We start from the raw sequence: 17,610 nt of genomic DNA, 5'->3' as shown, positions 1-17,610 counted from the left end.
GGGACTAGAGCGCATGACGACACTCGAGGAACGGCCAATGTCGGCAGGCGACAGCGGCTATCAGCGCATTCGCTCCGACATCATTTTCGGCGTGCTCACGCCTGCCGGGCGTCTCAAGCTCGATGCCATGAAGGAAGATTACGGCGTCAGCATCTCGACGCTGCGCGAGATCCTCAATCGCCTCACGTCCGAGGGTTTTGTGGTCGCCGAAGGCCAGCGCGGCTTCGAGGTGGCGCCGATCTCGATCCAGAACCTGCGCGAGCTCGCCGAGCTGCGCATCCTGCTGGAGCATCACGCGATGGCCGAGTCATTCCGGGCCGGCGACGTCGAGTGGGAGGGCCGCGTCGTGTCCGCGCATCACAAGCTGGCGGCGACCGAACGCACCGTCCTCAAGGAAGGCGACGATCCCGAGCTGCGCAAGCGCTACGACGGCGAATTCCACCAGGCGCTGATCTCGAGCTGCGGGTCGCGCGAGTTGATGCATACCCATGCGATCGTGTTCGACAAATACTTCCGCTATGCGCTGCGCTACCGCGGCACGGAGACGATCAACCAGCACAAGGCCTTGCTGGAAGCCGCTCTGAAGCGTGACATCAAGAGCGCCAGGGCCGTCCTCAGCGACCACATCAATGGCTGCGTCGCGCATGCGCTGTCCTCCTGGAAGGACAGCTGACCGCCTTCGCCCGCCCAAGAGATCAAGTCGTCAGCGAAGAAGAACGATCAATGAGTTCGAAAATTCCGTTCTCCACGGCAAGGCTCGACGGCCTGCTCGACGATTTCGGCATCGACGTGCTGATCGTCACCGCGAAGCACAACATTCAGTACCTGCTCGGCGGTTACTATCACTTCCAGTTCGATTACATGGAAGCGATCGGCATCAGCCGCTATCTGCCCATCTTCGTCTATTTGAAGGGCGCCCCGGAGAAGTGCGCCTATGTTGCCAACCGGAACGAGCGGGACAGCGTCGAGAACAGGACCGGCGCCGGATACTGGATGCCGCCGGCCGTATTCGGATCGTCGACCTCGGTCGAGGCGATGGCGCTCGCGCTCAGGCATGTGAAGGCGGTCGCGACGCCGGCGCTGCGTGTCGGCGTCGAGATGTCGTTCCTGCCCGTCGATGCCGCCGATGTGCTGCGTCGGGATCTCCGCGATTGCCAGCTCGTCGAGGCGATGCGCCCGCTCGAGAAACTGCGGTCGATCAAGACCGCAGCCGAGCTGGAGATCCTGCGCGAAGCGTCCGAGCGCGTGGTCGCCTCCATGATGGATGCGGTGAACCACGCCCGGCCCGGACACAGCAAGCGCGAGATCATCGGGCATTTGCGGCAGGCCGAATTGTCCCGCGACATGATCTTCGAATACGCCCTGGTGACGATGGGAACGAGCCTCAACCGGGCGCCGTCCGAGCAACGTCTCGAGCGCGGCGATATCGTGTCACTGGATTCGGGCGGGAATTACAAAGGCTATATCGGCGATCTCTGCCGGATGGCCATGCATGGGGCGCCGGACGGCGAGCTCGTCGATCTGCTCGGCGAAATCGACCTGATCCAGCAGGCGGCCCGCGCTCCGATCCGCGCCGGTCTCATCGGCGCCGATATCTACGCTGCAGCGAACGAAGCGCTTGCGCGGTCTCCTCACGGCAAGCACATGCACTTCGTCGCCCATGGCATGGGCATCGTCAGCCACGAAGCGCCGCGCCTGACGGCGAGCGGACCCATTCCCTACCCCGCCGACGACGCCAATGCGCCGCTTGAGGCCGGCGTGGTCATCTCGATTGAAACCACGCTGCCTCACAAGCGACGGGGTTTTATCAAGCTCGAGGATACCATCGCCGTCACCGCCGATGGTTATCAGGCCTTTGGCGATAGCGCGCGCGGCTGGAACCGGATTCCGGAATGACTGCGAAAACGATTCCCGCGCACAGGGTCGAGACCGCGGTCGCCAGCGCGGACATTCTTGGCGAAACGCCGCTGTGGTGCGACCGGTCCCGCAAGCTGTGGTGGATCGACATCGACGGCCGGCTTCATCAATCCTTCGATCCCGCGACGGGCGCCCATTACAAAGCCTCCTATGATTGCCAATTCCTCGGCAGCCAGGCCCTGACGTCAGACGGTTCGCATCTGCTCGCGCAGGACTTGACCCTCCACCATCGCCAGACCGTCGTCGAGGTCGAACGCGGCCTGGACAACCGCCTCAACGACGGCCGCGTGGACGCGCGCGGCCGCCTGTGGATCGGCACTATGGACAATCAATTGCACCGGCCGAACGGCTCGCTGTACCGCGTCACCGGAGACGGTCAGGTGACGCGCCTGTTCGACGACGTCATCGTGTCCAATGGGATCGCGTTCTCGCCCGACAATCGGACGTTCTATTTCACGGACACGCGGCGTTACTGCACCTGGGCGTTCGACTTCGATCTCGACGACGGCCTGATCAGCAACAGGCGCCTATTTGCGGATTACAGCGCCTCCGGAGAAAGACCTGACGGCGCGTGCGTTGACGTCGATGGCGGGCTGTGGACGGCGTTCTTCTCGGGCGGTCGGGTGGTGCGTTATCGGCCTGACGGGACGATCGACACGGTCATTCCCCTGCCTGTCACCAATCCGACCTGTCTTTGCTTCGGAGGAAGCGATCTCAAAGCGCTGTATGTGACGACGGCCAGAAAATTCCTGGATCGGCAGCAGCTTGACGTCGAGCCGCAGGCCGGCCATCTCCTGGCCATTGACGGCGTCGCGCAGGGGCTGCCGGAACACCGTTTCCGGATCGGTTAGTTCCGAGGGATCCTACCGCGCGAGCAGCAGCTCCAACTGGCCCCGCGCCTTCTTCACGGCCGCCGCGAACCAGCTTTGACCTGGCGCCTCCTTGGCAAAGGATTTTGTGTAGGCGTCCATGGCCCGGTCTTCCTTGGCCATGGAATCCTCCGGTGTCTTCCTCGCCATCATTTGCTTCCAGACTTTTTCGCAGGCCGGAATCTCGGCCGTCTTCACCGCATTGGTGACAGCGAGAAAGAAGACCTTGTCGCCCTGGATCGCGACGACGTCGATTTCATGGGGCGGCCCCTTCAGGTCGCCATTGCCGCGTACGCCCAGCACGGCGACCGCGGCACTCGCGCCTGCGGGCTTTGTGACCGGCAGTTCCGCATATTTGGCAAACGCTAGTTCTGGATTGCCTGGTAGTAGAAGCGGTCCGATTTGAACGCCGCGCCGATCTCCTGCGGCAAGCCGTCCTCGCGGTGCTCGCGCAGCCAGTGCTTGTAAATGCCAGTCGCCGGATGCCGCCTGGGCCTGCCTACTGCACGGACCATGTGTACCGCCTTTGTGTACCGGCGGCTGCCCGGAAGATCCTTGGGATTCAAGGATTAGGCTAATTCTTCGGCGATTTTCGACGGGATGGCGGAGAGGGAGTGATTCCCGTCAAGGTTGAATACTTTCCTTTTAAAATCAAAGATTTGCCCGAAGAGCCCTCTCACCCCCGAGCGCCATAGTTCTAGTCAAAGAAGCACGATCAGATGTCTTACCCAGAAGCGTGCGTGGTCGAAAGCGTAACATTACTTTGGGTCTTCGAATGAGGGCCGGCCAATCTTTGCCGTCAGCTCGGCTAACCGCCTGCCCATAAGGCAGCACAAACGAACTGTTGGGCGCAGTCGTGCCGGTGAACGGCAGAAGGCCACCGACCGGAATGCTGTATGGATTGCCGAAGAAGCCTGAAGGTAGAAAGCTGCGTCGACAAGGTGCCCGCAACCAGTTCGGTGCTAGGTGCCGAGCGCAGCGGCTTGGCCCCCAGGCCGTCAACATTGAGCGTGGTAAACGTTGGCTGGCCGCCCAGTCGATCGCTTTTGATAGGTTCGCTGGGGCACGAAACTGCACCAACTGCTCGAAGTTCACGGGATCGTCCATCTCTCGTCCTCATGCAATCTGCATGCGGTTGTAAGTACGAGAGTAGGAAGCGATCCGTCATGTTAAGGCTGCGGAGGTTGCGCGTTAGCCGGACGCGGCGGATTTTGATGGCCGCCGGCGGGACACGGGTGCAAAGGAGCCAGAGCTCAAGGCCCAGCGTCCCGGAGGGGCGAGTGGGTAGGGAGCTAAAGTTGCCTCTCACCTCGGCCGGGCAGCAGAGGCAAACCCAATTCGCGAGCTCGTCGCCTAACGGATGCGATGTGACGTCCAATCTCTCGCGCCATCGCTGGCACTCTTTCCTTACGTTGCGCGAGTTCGATCAGCAGCTTGGTCTCTTCTTCGGTCCATTTGCGGGGTTTTGCGGGCTCCATTGCTGTTCTTGCTCCACGAATCGAAACCGGCATCAGTCTGTGACTGCGATTCTGGCCCGATGAAGGCGATCACGTTCGCCGTCGTCGGGCCTGCACCTTGGTACAATGATGGTCTCCGGCCAGTCGCCCTGTGGCTCACCGGGCATATTCGACGTCGCGCGTCAGGAACATCTAGGCCGGCGGTTAACCCTGTTGGCAAACACCCCGTACGTGGTACGTGAGCCGCCGCCATGTTGCCTCATGGATCGATGAATTTTTACCGGCACTATTTTAAGGTGGAGAAGCATCATGCTGAGAATGGTGTTGTTGGGTCTCCTCATCCTATTGGGTGTTGGATTTCTGGTGTCGATGGAACTCAGAAATCCGGCGCGAAGTACAGTAGCGGTCGTCCAGCCCCTTGCCGAAACGACCGTAGGCATTTCCGATTCACATGGTGCGTTGGCGAAAGCTGATCGACTAGAAATTGCCGCTGCGAGCAGCGAAACTCCAGCGCAGCCTTCTCTAGTCGAGGAACGCATTTCTCCATCGGAAGGCATGGGTATCGATTCTTCGGACTCCCCCAAGGTGATCGACCACCATCGGCACCATCCCAAATCAAAGAAGGTTGCCGCTGCCCTTCCTAAGTCGAAGTCAAAGGAAACCGAAATCAAGCGAGCTACCATTTCCGGGCGTTCAAAGGCTGCCGGCGACACCGAGCCCTGTCGGCTAAGCGCGTTCGGTGGTTTGCGTAAGGCTTTGAACTCAATCGACTGCGAGATCTGAATAGGAAGCTGGACGATGCGCCCTTGAAGTGGATGCCGCCGCCCTCATGCACACGGTCCGACCAACGGACCAGCAAAGGCCGCCGACAGAGCCAGCACCCGGCCATTGCCCTTGGCGTAGCGCGCCACTGCTTGCCGACCGAAACGAAGAATAGTTAGCTTAACGTTGGCAATACCGTCTTTAACGGCAGCCTTCTCGCTGCGGCCTCCACCAATAGGTCAATCGCGTCGGTTCGCCTCTCAGTCGTTGGCTTCCCGTCTGTCCCCGGCTCCGGACATGCCGTGCACTGTGCCAACTGACGCTATGTGCCAGCAGCCTTCGCGGGCCGGCCAGCAAACTGATAAAACCTGGCCAAACCGCGTAAATAGATGGCATAGGCGTCGAGACTCTCGGTCGGCTTGCGCTTGGCACGCTCGATCTCGGCTTTCTCCAGCGCTGGCGCGATCGCCCCGACAACGCTCTCGGTCACCTGGTCCTGCAGATCGAAGACGTCGCCGAGACCACCATCAAACCGGTCCGGCTATAGATGTGCGCCGGTGGCGGTATCGACGAGCTGTCCCGTGATGCGTACTCGGTTTGCTGCTTTGCGAACGCTGCCTTCCAACACGTAACGCACCCCTAGCTTTCGCCCGATCTGCTTCACGTCAACGGCGCGCCCCTTGTAGGTGAAGCTCGAATTGCGGGCGATGACGAACAGCGCCTTGAACCGGGATAGCGCCGTGATGATGTCATCTACCATTCCGTCCGCGAAATACTCCTGTTCGGGATCACCTGACAGGTTGTGGAATGGCAACACCGCGATCGAAGGCTTATCGGGCAGCGCGAGGGCGTGTTTCGACGGGTCTACGGCGTTATCGGCGACTACCGCGCCTGCGGCTCCCTGCGCTTCCCGCACTGGTCCGACGAAACGGAAGCCCTTGCGCGGGAGGGTTTTGATGAGGCGTTGTTCCTCACCGGAATCGCCGAGCGCACTGCGGGCGGCATTCAGGCGCGTTGTCAGCGCCGCATCGGACACGATACGGCCGTTCCAAATGGCATTGATGAGGTCGTCTTTACTGACGACGCGCTCCCTGTTGCGGATCAGGTAGTCGAGCAGGTCGAATACCTGTGGCGCGACGGAGACGACGTCCGCCCCGCGATGCAGCTCGCGCCGGTCAGTGTCGATTGCGTACTCCTCGAAGAGATAGCGCAAGCTGCCAATCCCTCAGGCGGCCTCCGATCGTCGGGGCCTCTAGCACCGCTTGGAACGCAAAGAATAAGCCGCCGGTAAAGAAATTGTAAGCCGAATGTCAAGCGCGCTCGCTCATGCCTTGGCACCCTCGTCCGGGTAAAAACAACACCCAGGAGATTCCGCCATGAGCACGACCTATGGTGCAACAGGGTTGGGACAGTCGGCCGTATCGACCCGGCGCGTCTCCAGTTTTTTCATGACATATTGGGGCGCGTTTCAAGGCGCGCATCGAGTGGGAAGCTCGAGCGCAGTGGAAGAAGAAGCCGTTGGAGGGCGCTGTGGATAAAGGCCACTCAGTGGGCGGCCTCATGAGAACGCCTCTATTTCGGTGTCCCGGTCTGGCTACCCGAACCGGTGGTCTGCTCCCTTCCCGGTTGGCCGGGAGAATGCGCTCGGCCACGTAACCGGACGCTCCGGAGTTGCGGGTCTTGATCCCTTTGTCCGCATCGCGCTGCATCTGCTCGTTGGGCTCGCCAGCCTTGAGCCCTCCCCTCCTTGGTTTGCACACTGGGCGCGATGTTTTGCTACCGTCGCCCCGGTTCTAGACAGGAAGCCGCAACGTGGTTTCCACACTTGATAGCGTACCGGTTGGCGTAGCTATTGCCATGTCTACGATCGTCAACGAACCCGGCTGATTGTCATACAGGTACTTGAGATGCCAAACCGGCCCGACGTCCGGCGAGATAGCAAAGTCGTTCAACGCGTTTGTGATGTTGCGAACGGCATCGCGTCGTGCGATCGGTGCCGAGAACATCGCGTCTATCAGCGCTGCCAAGGTCATCCCCTCCACCAGCATAGCCCGTGCAGCTTCGTCACCGTGAACCAGCCGTAGGGCTGTCACGATGACGGCAATAGCCTCGGGGTTCTTGAGAGGCACGGCAAATTCGCTTCGGCGCCCGTTGCGTGTTTACAACACCTCGGCACGAACTTGAGCCACGCCACGATCCGTAATCCCTAAGCTGTGCGCGGCGGCCAAGGATAAGTCTAGAACGCGGCCCCGGACCCATGGCCCGCGGTCATTGACGGTGACAATGACGCTTCGGTTCTGCGATTGCGCAATCGCGATCATTCTACAAAGAAGTCGCATGATTGGCCTCATGCACAAATGAAACTAGTGGACAATGCAAACTCATCGGCCCGTGTTCCTGCATACGCATTTCGTGCAGAACAAAGGTGAACGCATACCGGTGGTTCGGATGCGAGGTGCCGGAGATGTTCGGGCGCAGCGCAGCAAGCAGTTATCTCGCTGCAGCGCATCACACGAGCATAGGGGCTTCGATTTTACGAAATTGAGGACTCTAACCGAACCATAGGAAAACTCACATATTCCCAAAATCGGGATTCTTCAGCGCCCGCAAGAATCATGAGCATTGGGTTCGCTACCGGCTGGGGACGAGTGGTTGAATACATCAAAAGCGGGACGGATTTTAACAACGCTCGCCTCGGCGAAGCGTCGAGCGCAGAAGGGGTCTCCAGCCCACCGCCTTCTGCGCAGACGCCGAGCCGGCAGTGGATTAATCGTGCACCGCCGCGAAATCCGGTCCAAATGTTTGACGACGCACTCCGCGGACCGAACTCTCGTGCCCATTGGCGCCTCGTCAACACAGTCACCACCAAAAGCGATCGGGCCCGACTTCTTTCGCAGGGACGGTTTGCACTGAACGGCGCCAGGCATTTGGAGGATGGGCGAGCTAGCAATGAAAGTTGCATGCCCTTCCGGCGGTCGTGTCGAGCTGTCGGTCGTTGTTTGTCTCGTTTCCGTCGAGATTGAAGAGGCAGGCGTGCGACGCGAAGGCAGGGCATCGGGCGTTCCTGCAGAAGCGCGCCGGTGGCACTCGTCGATATCGGACTGCTGGACGTTTCCGGGTTGAGCTAATCCGCCGGATTAGGAAGGAAGCTCCCGCGGCCAAGGATGGTTCTGCTTAGCAGAGCGACCTTTTGTCATAGCGGGTCGTCAGCAGATTGGAGGATTTTCCGAATATGGAACTACCGAATTGCCCCGACGTTGGTGGACCGCACCAAACCCAATGGGACAGATGCACAATTTCGCCAACGCGTCGTTTTCGCCCGAAGTGATTGAGGCTATGACATCGGCCCTAAAGGCCGCTGTAGCAACGCTGCCGGAGCCTGTGCACTCCGGCCACGTCAATCTCATTGCGGAGTCAATTCTACGGACAGCAGGTACGGGGGAACGCAACCCGTCAACGTTGCAACGGATCGCCCTCATGGAGCTTCAGCTGCAGCGGCGGGATTGAGCAGGCCGTCGACCCAAGAAAACGAGACCGCCACCTGTGGAAGTGTAGGCCCGTCCCAAGCCCCGACCCGCTATTCATCGCTCGGCAGCCGGGTCGCTTGAATTACCAGGCAAACCCTTCACGTTCGCAAGGTGCTGTTCTTGTATGGCCCCTCCCGGGCGGAAGGACAGTCGCTATTGCGGGGTGCGCCGGCAGTTTCCGCTCCCGAACTGTCGGCACTCTCGGCGCAGTGGCCGCACCCTTACGCGAACCCGATTAGCTCCCTATCGAGCAAGCCATGCCAACAATACACAAAAACATGGTTGCGGTGGCGATCCAGCCTAGCCAGTAGACTGGCCCCCGGACCACAAGCTCGCCCATTACGGACTTACGGCGCACAAGCAGCATCATGACGGTCATGATCGGCGCGGCCAGCACACCGTTGATGACGGCGCTCCAATAGAGCGCCTTGATCGGGTCGAGCGCGGTGAAGTTGAGGGTAACGCCGGCGGCACAACTGACCCTTTGGGGATGTCACCCGGTAAGCATCTCAAGAATGCGACCGTTGTCGGATTGCGCTCAGTCATCAAATTCTGAGGCTCTTTAAATCACGTCAGCGGGGCCCGACAGACCTTCGCCGAAGTCGGCACGGGTTACTCGTAACGTCGCACAGCAAAATGTGCCTTGCCACAAACTGCTTTTCGTAACTCGACGGACTTATCTCAAATTGTGGGTCGATTGGCGCGCGTGTGCCGGAGAGCTACCGGCATCCCGCACATATTACCGCCGCCCAGGCGGCCATGGGGACACGCCGATGAAGCACACCGAAGAACGACCCTATGCAGACCTGGAGGCGGCCGCGCGCAACTGAAGCCGCGTGCGAGGCCCGATGCCTTCACGCGCGAAATAGTAGGGAGTGGATATTAAGCCGCCAAAAAACACCTAAGTGGTGTTGATTTCAGCGGTTAGCGTGAGGGTGAGCAAAGTCCGACCTTTATCGGGGGAAGGGCCGTCCGTGACCTTCAACTCCCATGGTATCCCCTTCCACATGTCGGTGGGATGCTCAGACGTCAGGACATTACCTGCGTACTTCACTGCCTCAAGTTTCGCTGCCTCGGTGTCGGCCACTTCAACGCCGACGTCATCGATCAGCATTTTTCCGTTCAAGATATGGAAGTAGTAGCGCGGCATAGACGCTCCTCCGTTTGGGCGGGAGCGCAGTCGTGTCTCTCAGTCAGGGGGCCCCTTGATCGGTCCCGGTGATAGAGGGACAAGAGCAGCTACAGAGTGGCGTTCCTAATTAGGCTACCGCGCTAGGAAACAGGCCAGTCCCCCTTTTTGGGGGCGACCGGCTCAAAGGAACCACAAGGGTGGGCGAATATTTGAGTCGTCGCTGGCTCGCTGTAAGAGCTGGCGGAGCGGCCCCGGCCTAACCCCCTAGTCTCCCCCGGAGCCGGGGTCGTCTCTCCGTCCTTGTCGTGTAGGAGTAGCGGCCGAACCGCTTCCGGCGAACGGATGAATCCAAGCGCGATGACTGCAGCCCATCGCACTAGGTCGTTCGGTTCTGACGTCACAGTGACCTCGCACTCAAGCGGACGAAGCGTCACTGTCCGAGTCAATGACCGCGGTCCCTTCGTAAAGGGACGCTGCATAGACCTGTCTACCGGGGCCGCGCGTGCACTGGGAATGGCTGGCCTTGACAAGGTCTCCCTCCGCTGAGTTCGAGCATCTCGGAAAAGTAGCTCTGCAAAGCGACAAGCTAGCGCGTAAGGGTCATTTTCGGACTTAGGCGCGCTCTGTTGCGAGGTCCGCTATCCCAATGAGCCGACATCGCGAGTGTGACGCTGCCGCAAGATATCGGGTGCCGAGCTAGCGATCGAAGGTTCGTGCCTCTCGCAAGGGGAACCCGGATTGCGCTTGTTCAGTTAGGTATAGCGCGCGGGCCCCCAACCAGTAAGATTGCCGAGCCAGCCTATGCCCAAGATCCGCGTTTCAATCCAGGAATTGCAGCGACGAGCGTTGTTAGAAGTGAGAAAGCAGCCCGGTTGTCATAACGTCCTGGAAATAGCGATCAATCGCGTTGCAAAGCACGCTGAAAATAACTGGTCGCTCTGTGTGCTCGCAGCGGGTGCGGCAGATGCAAATACCGCCGCGCGCGCGGCGGTTCACGTCCAAACTGTTTTGCGCCGGGACTATGATCTGCTGACGGATTGATCTGTAGTCCATCAATGGAAGGCCACGCGGGAAGGCTCGGACTGGGGAAGGCTATCAAGTGCCCGCGCCGCTGGTAGTCTTGTCGGCCTGCGGCATGCTGTTCCGTTTCGCCACGTTCCGCTGCTGCCGCTTTACTCGCAAGGTAGATCGGGACAAACTCCCGATGCGGCAAAGCGGATGACTGGCGGTGCAAGGCAGCGGCTTGTGCTCCGTCGCTCTCGAACCGGGAACGTCAGCTTGCCAATTGACCGAGCGAAAAGTGCCGACCCGATCGCGACACCAGGACCGCCGGCAAGTCCTTGGCGAGGCGAGACATGCGGACGGAGCAGAACCAAGTGGAATATGCGGCGACCCGGCCGACAATAATCAGGTCGCGCGCTCTTGCAGCTATTGGCGCTGCCATCGCTATCGTTGTCTTCATTCTTGACACAATTACCCCAAAAGAGATTGCCCTCGCGGTGCTGTACGTGGGCGTTGTGCTGCTATCTGCGAAGTTTCTTCAGAAGCGTGGAGTTGTGCTCGCGTCGTTGGGATTAATGGCTCTGACGGGGCTAAGCTACATGCTGTCGGAGCACGATGTATCGCCAGGTATCGCACTTTCGAACGGCCTTCTCACCCTAGCGGCAATCGGCATTACGGCCTTCCTCGCCGTGCAAAGCCGATCGAGAGAAATGGTGCTGCGCGAGCAAGCCGGACTCCTCGACCTCACCCACGACACGGTGTTCGTGCGCGACATGAACGATGTCATCTCCTACTGGAATCGCGGCGCCGAGGAACTGTACGGTTGGAAAAGAGGTGAAGCCGTCGGCAAGATTACCCACCAACTCATGCGGACGATCTTCCCCATGCCGCTCGAACAGATCATGGCAAAGTTGCTCCGCAACGGCCGCTGGGAAGGGGAACTCGTCCACACGAAAAAAGACGGCACGCAAGCAACCGTGGCGAGTCGGTGGTCTGTGCAAACGGACGGACGGGGCCGGCCCGTCGCGATCATGGAGACTAATAACGACATCACCGAGCGCAAGCAGGCCGAAAATGCGCTGCGGCTCAGCGAGGCCTATTTGGCCGAAGCGCAGAGATTGAGTCTCACGGGCAGTTTCAGTTGGAAAAGCTCTTGCGGCGAGTTCTTCTGGTCGGAGGAGAGCTCCAGAATCCTTGGATACGACCGAACAACCAAGCCATCACTGCAGCTGCTCATACAAAGAGTTCATCCTGCGGACATCGACCGAGTTAGGCGGGTAATCGACCGCGCATCGCGCGAGGGCATGGACTGGGAGCTCGAACATCGATTCCAGATGCCTGATGACTCGGTCAAGTTCGTGAAGGTTGTGGCTCGCGCCATAGCAGATGAATCGGGTAAGGTTGAGTTCGTTGGAGCGATCATGGACGTCTCTGCGGCCAAGCAAGCGGAACAGGAGTTGCGCCAGGCACAAGCGGACCTCGTTCACATCACGCGTGTCACGACCTTGGGCGAGCTGACGGCCTCGATCGCCCACGAAGTCAACCAGCCCATTGCGGCGGTAGCCACCAATGCCGCAGCCGGCTTGGGCTGGCTCGAAGCTGAACCGCCCGATCTGGATAAGGTCCGCGCGACCCTCGGCTATATCGTCCAGGACGCCGAACGTGCGGGCGATATCATGCACCGGATCCGCGCCCTAGCCAAGAAGGCGCCCCTACGCCTGGCGCGGGTTGACGTCAATGAGGCCGTCCTCGAAGTCATCGCCTTGACCCGGAGCGAATTGGTGAGGCATGGCGTATCCCTGCAGACCCAGCTCGCGACGGGCTTGCCGCTCATCGAAGGCGACCGCATCCAGCTGCAACAAGTAATCCTCAACCTGATCCTCAATGCGGTCGAAGCCATGAGCAGCATCGACAATGGGACGCGCGACGTGAGGATCACCAGTGAGAGAGAGGCCTCGAACGCCGTGCTCGTCACCGTGCGGGATTTCGGCCCAGGGCTGGACCCGCGGAGTGTGGACCGCCTGTTCGAAGCCTTCTACACGACCAAGCCTAGCGGCTTGGGCATGGGCCTTGCGATCTGCCGTTCGATCATCCAGGCCCACGGTGGCAGGCTGTGGGCCACTGGGAATGAACCTCGGGGCGCCGTCTTTCAGTTCACCCTCCCGCTAGAACGGGGTAAGACCGTTCCCGCCGAGCACGCCGGCGGTTGAGCTTGCAGGAGCGAAAACGGATCCCATTCTTGGCGACCGCCGATATCGATGCCGTGATCACCCGCCACTCGGAACGTCCGCTAATGGGATGGTCCGGCCGTGCTCCTGCCCCGCCAGCGATAAGCTGGCCAGGGGCGCCAAGACAGGGAGCACGCCATGTCCCAGACACCCAGTACCGCGATCGCCGTGATCGGCATCGATATCGGCAAAAACTCGTTCCACGTCGTGGGCCACGATACGCGCGGCACCATCGTGCTGCGGCAAAAGTGGTCGCGTGGCCAGGTGGAGGCGCGGCTCGCCAATATGCCGCCTTGCCTGATCGGCATGGAAGCCTGCGTCGGCGCACATCATTTGAGCCGCAAACTCGCATCGTTAGGTCACGATGCCAGGTTGATGCCGGCCAAATATGTCCGCCCTTATAGCAAAGGACCGAAGAACGACTTCAATGACGCCGAAGCGATTGCCGAAGCCGTGCAGCGCCCGACGATGAAGTTCGTGGCGACCAAGACCGCGGAGCAACTCGATCTGCAGGCGCTGCATCGGGTGCGCGAGCGCGCTGGTGTCGCAACGCACCGGCATCATCAACCAGATTCGCGCCTTCATGCTGGAACGCGGGATCGCGGTGCGCCAGGGTATCGGCTTCCTGCGCACAGAACTGCCCACCATCCTTGCGACGCGCACCGATGCCCTGTCGCCACGCATGTTGCGTGTCATCGAGGAGTTGACAGGCGACTGGCGTCAGCTGGATCAGCGCATCGATAGCCTCTCCGGCGAGATCGAAGCACTGGCCCGTCAAGATCAGGCATGTTCGCGCCTGATGACGGTGCCTGGCATCGGGCCGATCATTTCGAGCGCCATGGTGGCCGCGATCGGCACTGGAGACGTCTTCTCCAAAGGCCGTGACTTCGGCGCCTGGCTCGGACTGGTGCCCAAGCAGATCTCGACGGGAGACCGCACGATCCTCGGCAAAATCTCACGGCGCGGCAATCGCTACCTCCGCGTTCTGTTCGTCCAGGCGGCATGGGTGGTGCTGGTCAGGATCAAGAACTGGGAACGTTACGGACTCAGATCCTGGATCGAAGCCGCCAAGAAGCGATTGCACCACAACGTGCTGGCGATCGCACTCGCCAACAAGCTTGCCCGCATCGCCTGGGCGGTGCTGGCTAAAGGACGCGCCTTCGAGCTGACAAGGACCAACGATGCAGGCGTCCGACCCGCTTGATCCTCGCGCCGTGCTCGGCGCGGTCAAGGCGCGGCCTGGCAACGCCGGAGCCAGCCGCAAGCAAAGCGCAACGGCCGGCCTTGACCGCCCGTGCGCGCGACGCGACGCACGTCCTGCGGGCCGGGACGAAGGAACGGCCCCTGGCTCGAACACAGGAACTGCGAGGTAGGAGGAGCATGCGATGACGTAACCCCATCAACAGGTTCCAGCCGAGGTCTGCGAGAGGATGAGACGAGATGGAGGTCCGGTCTTCCCGGCGCATGCGAACACTGGTGACCCAAATGGCCCAATCGAGGCCTGTCCGCTAATGAGAACGCACGCGCGCTGATATCCATGATGGCCCGGAGCAAATGCTCCAATCAAAGGCCGGATACATTGATGCAAGACCACTCACCACCTGATCGATGAACCTCTTGCTACGCACGGCCGGACCATACATTCGGGTCAAAATCCGAAAAGCTCAGCGTGAGCAAATCTAGTCCGCTCCGACCCATTAAGCTGACCTCAAAGCGAAGGCTAGCCACTTCGCTGACGGGCCAAAACCAGACCTCCCGTTCATGACCCGCCAGTGGCAAAATAGGCGACATAGAACAGGCGGATGGCGCATCATTGCGTCCGGAACTTGATTTAGCGCAAAGAGCTGAGGCGACTTGGGGCTAAGCTTTCAAAGCCTCTCAATCGGTCACCTTGTGGATCGCAGCAATGATCATTGAGCGCTTAAGCCAAGAGCACCGCAATATTGAGAAACTGCTCGCCATCCTTGAGCGGGAACTTCAGGTTTTCGACCGGGGCGACCGCCCCGACTATAAGGTTATTGACGCGGTTATTAGCTACTTCGAACTTTACCCGGAGGTTTACCACCACCCTCAGGAAGATCTGGTCTTCGCTAAGCTAAAAATTCGCGATCCCGGTGCGGCTGCAAAGGTCGGTGATCTCGCTCGCGAACACCAAACAGGGGCCGAATGTTTGCGCCGCGTCGCTGATGCGGTCGAGAGTGTTCTCGCGGATCGCGAACTCCTTCGGCAAGATGTGCATGCCATCGTTCGTGATTTCATAGAGCACGAGCGGCGCCACATCATGATGGAAGATCGCGATTTCTTTCCTGCTGCCCTAAAGGCTCTCGAGCCTCAAGATTGGACGGAGATCGCTTCGGTTATGACCAATCCTGAGGATCCGCTGTTCAGCGAGGCAGCCGAAGAGACGTTCGACGCGCTACGCGAGCGCATCTTGCAGTTGGAACAAGAAGCCGAAGCCGAACGACATTAGTCGAGCTCATCCGCATTGCGCTGATCGGACTCAATTGTCCGAAAGGGGGCAGAAGCGTCGTTCTGGTCGCCGCTAGTAACTTCCGGTGTGCCACGATAGACGGACGATTGGGCGGGCGCCCGCCCATGAGCGTGGGGTTGAATCTTGGGGCAGTCCAATCGCGTACCGCCCAATTTTCATGTGTGCTACCTAGTTGGATAAAAAGGTAGCAGGAGTAGCCAATGATGACTGACGATCAAGTCAATCTCGTCGTTCAGCACCTTTGCGAGCAATTGCACTTGGCGCTCCGATTGAAGGACACCGAGGCACATCCACCAAACGCCAAGGATATTGGATTTGATCCTGCCTCTGTAAGAACTGTATTGCTGACCGGGTTGCGTTCGGCGGGTGTCACGATCAACCACGAGGCAGCCGGGGCGGGCGAAGAGCCACCGTGGTCCTAAACGCAAAACGCGAGACAGAAGCTCGCGCCAATGTCTCAGTTGGGTCAATCTCGACATTCTTGCAGTTGGCCAGCTGCGTCCGATCTATCCCCAACTTCAGACATACTGCTGCACTGCGCCAACTGAAGGGATGAGCCAAACCCGGACTGCCAACGGTCCAACGATCGCCATGAACGCCGGCGAGTTTGGGCGGACGGACCAATCGGACCATCATATCCTCTAGCTCCAACACCAGTATCGCCAAGAAAGCTCGCACGAAGGCCGAGGCGGATTTTGCAACTTGGCTCATGATGGCCAAGCTCGGTGGTTTCGATGACCTTCCGTCAAACGCACAGAGCTTTCTGACTAACTATCGAACCCGACTCGAGACGATGAGTAAGGCCGAGTCCACCGCCCTGGCCGTTCGCGAGGTCTACAGCGCTTATTACAGCGAGATGGGAGGCGTGGGCGCGCCCCCGGAACCAAAGGCTCGCACACCAATGACAGAGGGCAAAGTCGTGCGGCTCCAGAGACGGCCTAATCAGCCCGGTCTATCGGCTGCAGTGCATTCGACGAAGCCAATGATCCGAAAACCCCTTCCGGCACTGCTGATTTTCGCGAGCATGGTGGCTCTGATTGTCACATATAGGTTTCTGGCGCAGTAACACCGTCCGCGGATTGTATGCGGGGACGAAGTGCTGCTCACAGCAACCGCGGACATCGCGGCACTTCGCATTTGTACCAAAGGCGGAAGTGATCCCGACTCGCGGCGTCGGCGATTGTGCGACACATCGAGAATGGCTCTGTTAAGCTACTTCCCTGCTTAAAGGGAGCGGCCGCCGCGCCGGCTCCCCATTTTGGCTGCGGGGGCGAGCCACGTCCTCGTGTGCCGTCGGAGACGGGCAATGACCATAAGAGCCTTTTGCACGCTCGCCGCCGCCATCTTTGCCCTGATCGCTGTCAATCGGCCTGTAAATTTGACCCCTCATCGGCGTCCAATTTTGACCCCTTCGTGCGCCGCGGTTTGACGGTAGCGCTCGGCTCGTTGGAGCTGGCCGGGATAGCGGAGACGAGACGAGCGCGGGTGGCGTGATCGTCGTCGCGGCTTTTGAAGCGCCAGCTGTCATTGCCGGTCTCGACGATGTCACAGTGATGGGTCAACCGATCGAGCAGCGCGGTGGTCATTTTGGCGTCGCCGAACACGCTCGGCCATTCGCCGAAGGCGAGATTGGTGGTCACGATGACGGAGGCGCGCTCATAGAGCCGGCTGACGAGGTGGAAGAGAAGCTGGCCACCGGACTGGGCGAAGGGCAAATAGCCGAGTTCATCCAGCACAATGAAGTCCATCCGGGTCAGATGCTCGGCGAGCCGTCCTTGCCGTCCGTTGCGGGTCTCGGTCTCGAGGCGATTGACGAGGTCGACTACGTTGAAGAAGCGGCCGCGGGCACCGGATCGGATGCAGCTTCTGGCGATGGCAATGGCCAGGTGGGTTTTGCCTGTGCCGGTGCCGCCAACCAGCACGACGTTGCGTTGTTGGGCGATGAAGCCGCCGCCAGCAAGATCATTGACGAGTGTCTGATTGATCGGCGTGCCGTCGAACTGGAAGTCGGCGATGTCCTTGGCAAGCGGAAGCTTGGCAATGGTGAGCTGGTATTTGATCGACCTGGCTTGCTTCTCGTTGATCTCGGCGTTGAGCAGGTCGCCGACAATGCGCTGAGGTTCGTGCTGGCGCTTGACGGCAGTTGCCATGATCTCGTCGAAGGCAGCCTTCATGCCGTAGAGCTTGAGTTCGCCCATGAGGTCGAAGATTTGGGTTCGTTCCAT

14 protein-coding genes and 4 pseudogenes are annotated in these 17,610 nt (G+C 60.0%); 11 read left to right on the top strand and 7 right to left on the bottom strand.

Annotated elements, in window-relative coordinates; all coding sequences use genetic code 11:
* The first annotated feature begins 13 nt into the window (after positions 1-13).
* From AB7535_RS39630 to AB7535_RS39620, 3 genes are read left to right on the top strand one after another with little or no spacing between them, the layout of a single operon-like run.
* Complete coding sequence (locus AB7535_RS39630; RefSeq protein WP_135217137.1) at positions 14-673, top strand: GntR family transcriptional regulator; 660 nt, start codon at positions 14-16, stop codon at positions 671-673.
* A 50-nt stretch (positions 674-723) separates the two neighbouring features.
* Positions 724-1,896 carry a M24 family metallopeptidase gene (locus AB7535_RS39625; protein ID WP_439037622.1) on the top strand — a complete coding sequence of 391 codons (1,173 nt, stop codon included), beginning with the start codon at positions 724-726 and terminating at the stop codon, positions 1,894-1,896.
* On the top strand, positions 1,893-2,768 hold the full coding sequence (locus AB7535_RS39620; RefSeq protein ID WP_439037621.1) for an SMP-30/gluconolactonase/LRE family protein: 876 nt from the start codon (positions 1,893-1,895) through the stop codon (positions 2,766-2,768). Before AB7535_RS39625 ends, AB7535_RS39620 begins: the two co-directional genes overlap by 4 nt.
* Positions 2,769-2,780: 12 nt before the next feature.
* Here the strand turns inward: AB7535_RS39620 and AB7535_RS39615 are convergent.
* Positions 2,781-3,262, bottom strand: a pseudogene (locus tag AB7535_RS39615) (hypothetical protein); the annotation flags it as partial.
* Between the two features lie 1,290 nt (positions 3,263-4,552).
* On the opposite strand from AB7535_RS39615, the gene AB7535_RS39610 reads away from it, so the two are divergent.
* Positions 4,553-5,026 (top strand): hypothetical protein, encoded by a 474-nt coding sequence (locus AB7535_RS39610; RefSeq protein ID WP_439037620.1) that lies wholly within the window; start codon positions 4,553-4,555, stop codon positions 5,024-5,026.
* 343 nt (positions 5,027-5,369) lie between these two features.
* Here AB7535_RS39610 and AB7535_RS39605 read toward each other — a convergent pair.
* The 5 genes and pseudogenes from AB7535_RS39605 to AB7535_RS39585 all read right to left on the bottom strand — a co-directional run.
* Positions 5,370-6,218: pseudogene (locus tag AB7535_RS39605) on the bottom strand (winged helix-turn-helix domain-containing protein); the annotation flags it as partial.
* Between the two features lie 580 nt (positions 6,219-6,798).
* The gene (locus tag AB7535_RS39600) at positions 6,799-7,134 is read right to left on the bottom strand and encodes a hypothetical protein (RefSeq protein ID WP_135217069.1); all 336 of its coding nucleotides are present in this window, start codon (positions 7,132-7,134) and stop codon (positions 6,799-6,801) included.
* Between the two features lie 30 nt (positions 7,135-7,164).
* A complete protein-coding gene (locus tag AB7535_RS39595) occupies positions 7,165-7,356 on the bottom strand; it encodes a septal ring lytic transglycosylase RlpA family protein (protein ID WP_135217070.1) in 192 nt (63 codons plus the stop codon).
* A gap of 1,411 nt (positions 7,357-8,767) precedes the next feature.
* Positions 8,768-8,983: pseudogene (locus AB7535_RS39590) on the bottom strand (divalent metal cation transporter); the annotation flags it as partial.
* Positions 8,984-9,433: 450 nt separating this feature from the next.
* Entirely contained in the window at positions 9,434-9,682 is a 249-nt protein-coding gene (locus AB7535_RS39585) for a DUF6894 family protein (RefSeq protein WP_135217071.1), read from the bottom strand.
* Between the two features lie 282 nt (positions 9,683-9,964).
* On the opposite strand from AB7535_RS39585, the gene AB7535_RS39580 reads away from it, so the two are divergent.
* From AB7535_RS39580 to AB7535_RS39550, 7 genes and pseudogenes are all read left to right on the top strand, one after another.
* Positions 9,965-10,210, top strand: coding sequence for a septal ring lytic transglycosylase RlpA family protein (locus AB7535_RS39580; RefSeq protein WP_439037619.1), 246 nt, complete (start codon positions 9,965-9,967; stop codon positions 10,208-10,210).
* A 255-nt stretch (positions 10,211-10,465) separates the two neighbouring features.
* Positions 10,466-10,705: a hypothetical protein gene (locus tag AB7535_RS39575; protein ID WP_439037618.1), complete on the top strand. Its 240-nt coding sequence runs from the start codon at positions 10,466-10,468 to the stop codon at positions 10,703-10,705.
* Positions 10,706-11,019: 314 nt separating this feature from the next.
* Positions 11,020-12,876 carry a PAS domain-containing sensor histidine kinase gene (locus AB7535_RS39570; RefSeq protein WP_439037617.1) on the top strand — a complete coding sequence of 619 codons (1,857 nt, stop codon included), beginning with the start codon at positions 11,020-11,022 and terminating at the stop codon, positions 12,874-12,876.
* A gap of 156 nt (positions 12,877-13,032) precedes the next feature.
* A pseudogene (locus AB7535_RS39565) lies at positions 13,033-14,098 on the top strand (IS110-like element ISBj4 family transposase).
* Positions 14,099-14,800: 702 nt separating this feature from the next.
* Entirely contained in the window at positions 14,801-15,364 is a 564-nt protein-coding gene (locus AB7535_RS39560) for a hemerythrin domain-containing protein (protein ID WP_439037616.1), read from the top strand.
* 221 nt (positions 15,365-15,585) lie between these two features.
* Positions 15,586-15,807, top strand: coding sequence for a hypothetical protein (locus tag AB7535_RS39555; protein WP_439037615.1), 222 nt, complete (start codon positions 15,586-15,588; stop codon positions 15,805-15,807).
* A gap of 212 nt (positions 15,808-16,019) precedes the next feature.
* Positions 16,020-16,451, top strand: a complete 432-nt coding sequence (locus tag AB7535_RS39550) for a hypothetical protein (RefSeq protein WP_439037753.1) — start codon at positions 16,020-16,022, stop codon at positions 16,449-16,451.
* A 295-nt stretch (positions 16,452-16,746) separates the two neighbouring features.
* Here the strand turns inward: AB7535_RS39550 and istB are convergent, their stop codons facing one another.
* Positions 16,747-17,610 (bottom strand): IS21-like element helper ATPase IstB, encoded by an 864-nt coding sequence (gene istB / locus AB7535_RS39545; RefSeq protein ID WP_039183785.1) that lies wholly within the window; start codon positions 17,608-17,610, stop codon positions 16,747-16,749.

The organism is Bradyrhizobium sp. 956_D2_N1_4 (assembly GCF_052076025.1).
GTDB lineage: Bacteria > Pseudomonadota > Alphaproteobacteria > Rhizobiales > Xanthobacteraceae > Bradyrhizobium > Bradyrhizobium barranii.
This window is presented reverse-complemented; position numbering and strand designations above follow the sequence as displayed.

Excerpts from the sequence above, each read along its gene's own strand:
- AB7535_RS39630 (WP_135217137.1), top strand. The coding sequence starts at position 14 with ATGACGACACTCGAGGAACGGCCAATGTCGGCAGGCGACAGCGGCTAT.
- AB7535_RS39625 (WP_439037622.1), top strand. The coding sequence starts at position 724 with ATGAGTTCGAAAATTCCGTTCTCCACGGCAAGGCTCGACGGCCTGCTC.
- AB7535_RS39620 (WP_439037621.1), top strand. The coding sequence starts at position 1,893 with ATGACTGCGAAAACGATTCCCGCGCACAGGGTCGAGACCGCGGTCGCC.
- AB7535_RS39610 (WP_439037620.1), top strand. The coding sequence starts at position 4,553 with ATGCTGAGAATGGTGTTGTTGGGTCTCCTCATCCTATTGGGTGTTGGA.
- AB7535_RS39595 (WP_135217070.1), bottom strand. The coding sequence starts at position 7,356 with ATGAGGCCAATCATGCGACTTCTTTGTAGAATGATCGCGATTGCGCAA.
- AB7535_RS39585 (WP_135217071.1), bottom strand. The coding sequence starts at position 9,682 with ATGCCGCGCTACTACTTCCATATCTTGAACGGAAAAATGCTGATCGAT.
- AB7535_RS39575 (WP_439037618.1), top strand. The coding sequence starts at position 10,466 with ATGCCCAAGATCCGCGTTTCAATCCAGGAATTGCAGCGACGAGCGTTG.
- AB7535_RS39570 (WP_439037617.1), top strand. The coding sequence starts at position 11,020 with ATGCGGACGGAGCAGAACCAAGTGGAATATGCGGCGACCCGGCCGACA.
- AB7535_RS39560 (WP_439037616.1), top strand. The coding sequence starts at position 14,801 with ATGATCATTGAGCGCTTAAGCCAAGAGCACCGCAATATTGAGAAACTG.
- AB7535_RS39555 (WP_439037615.1), top strand. The coding sequence starts at position 15,586 with ATGATGACTGACGATCAAGTCAATCTCGTCGTTCAGCACCTTTGCGAG.
- istB (WP_039183785.1), bottom strand. The coding sequence starts at position 17,610 with ATGGAACGAACCCAAATCTTCGACCTCATGGGCGAACTCAAGCTCTAC.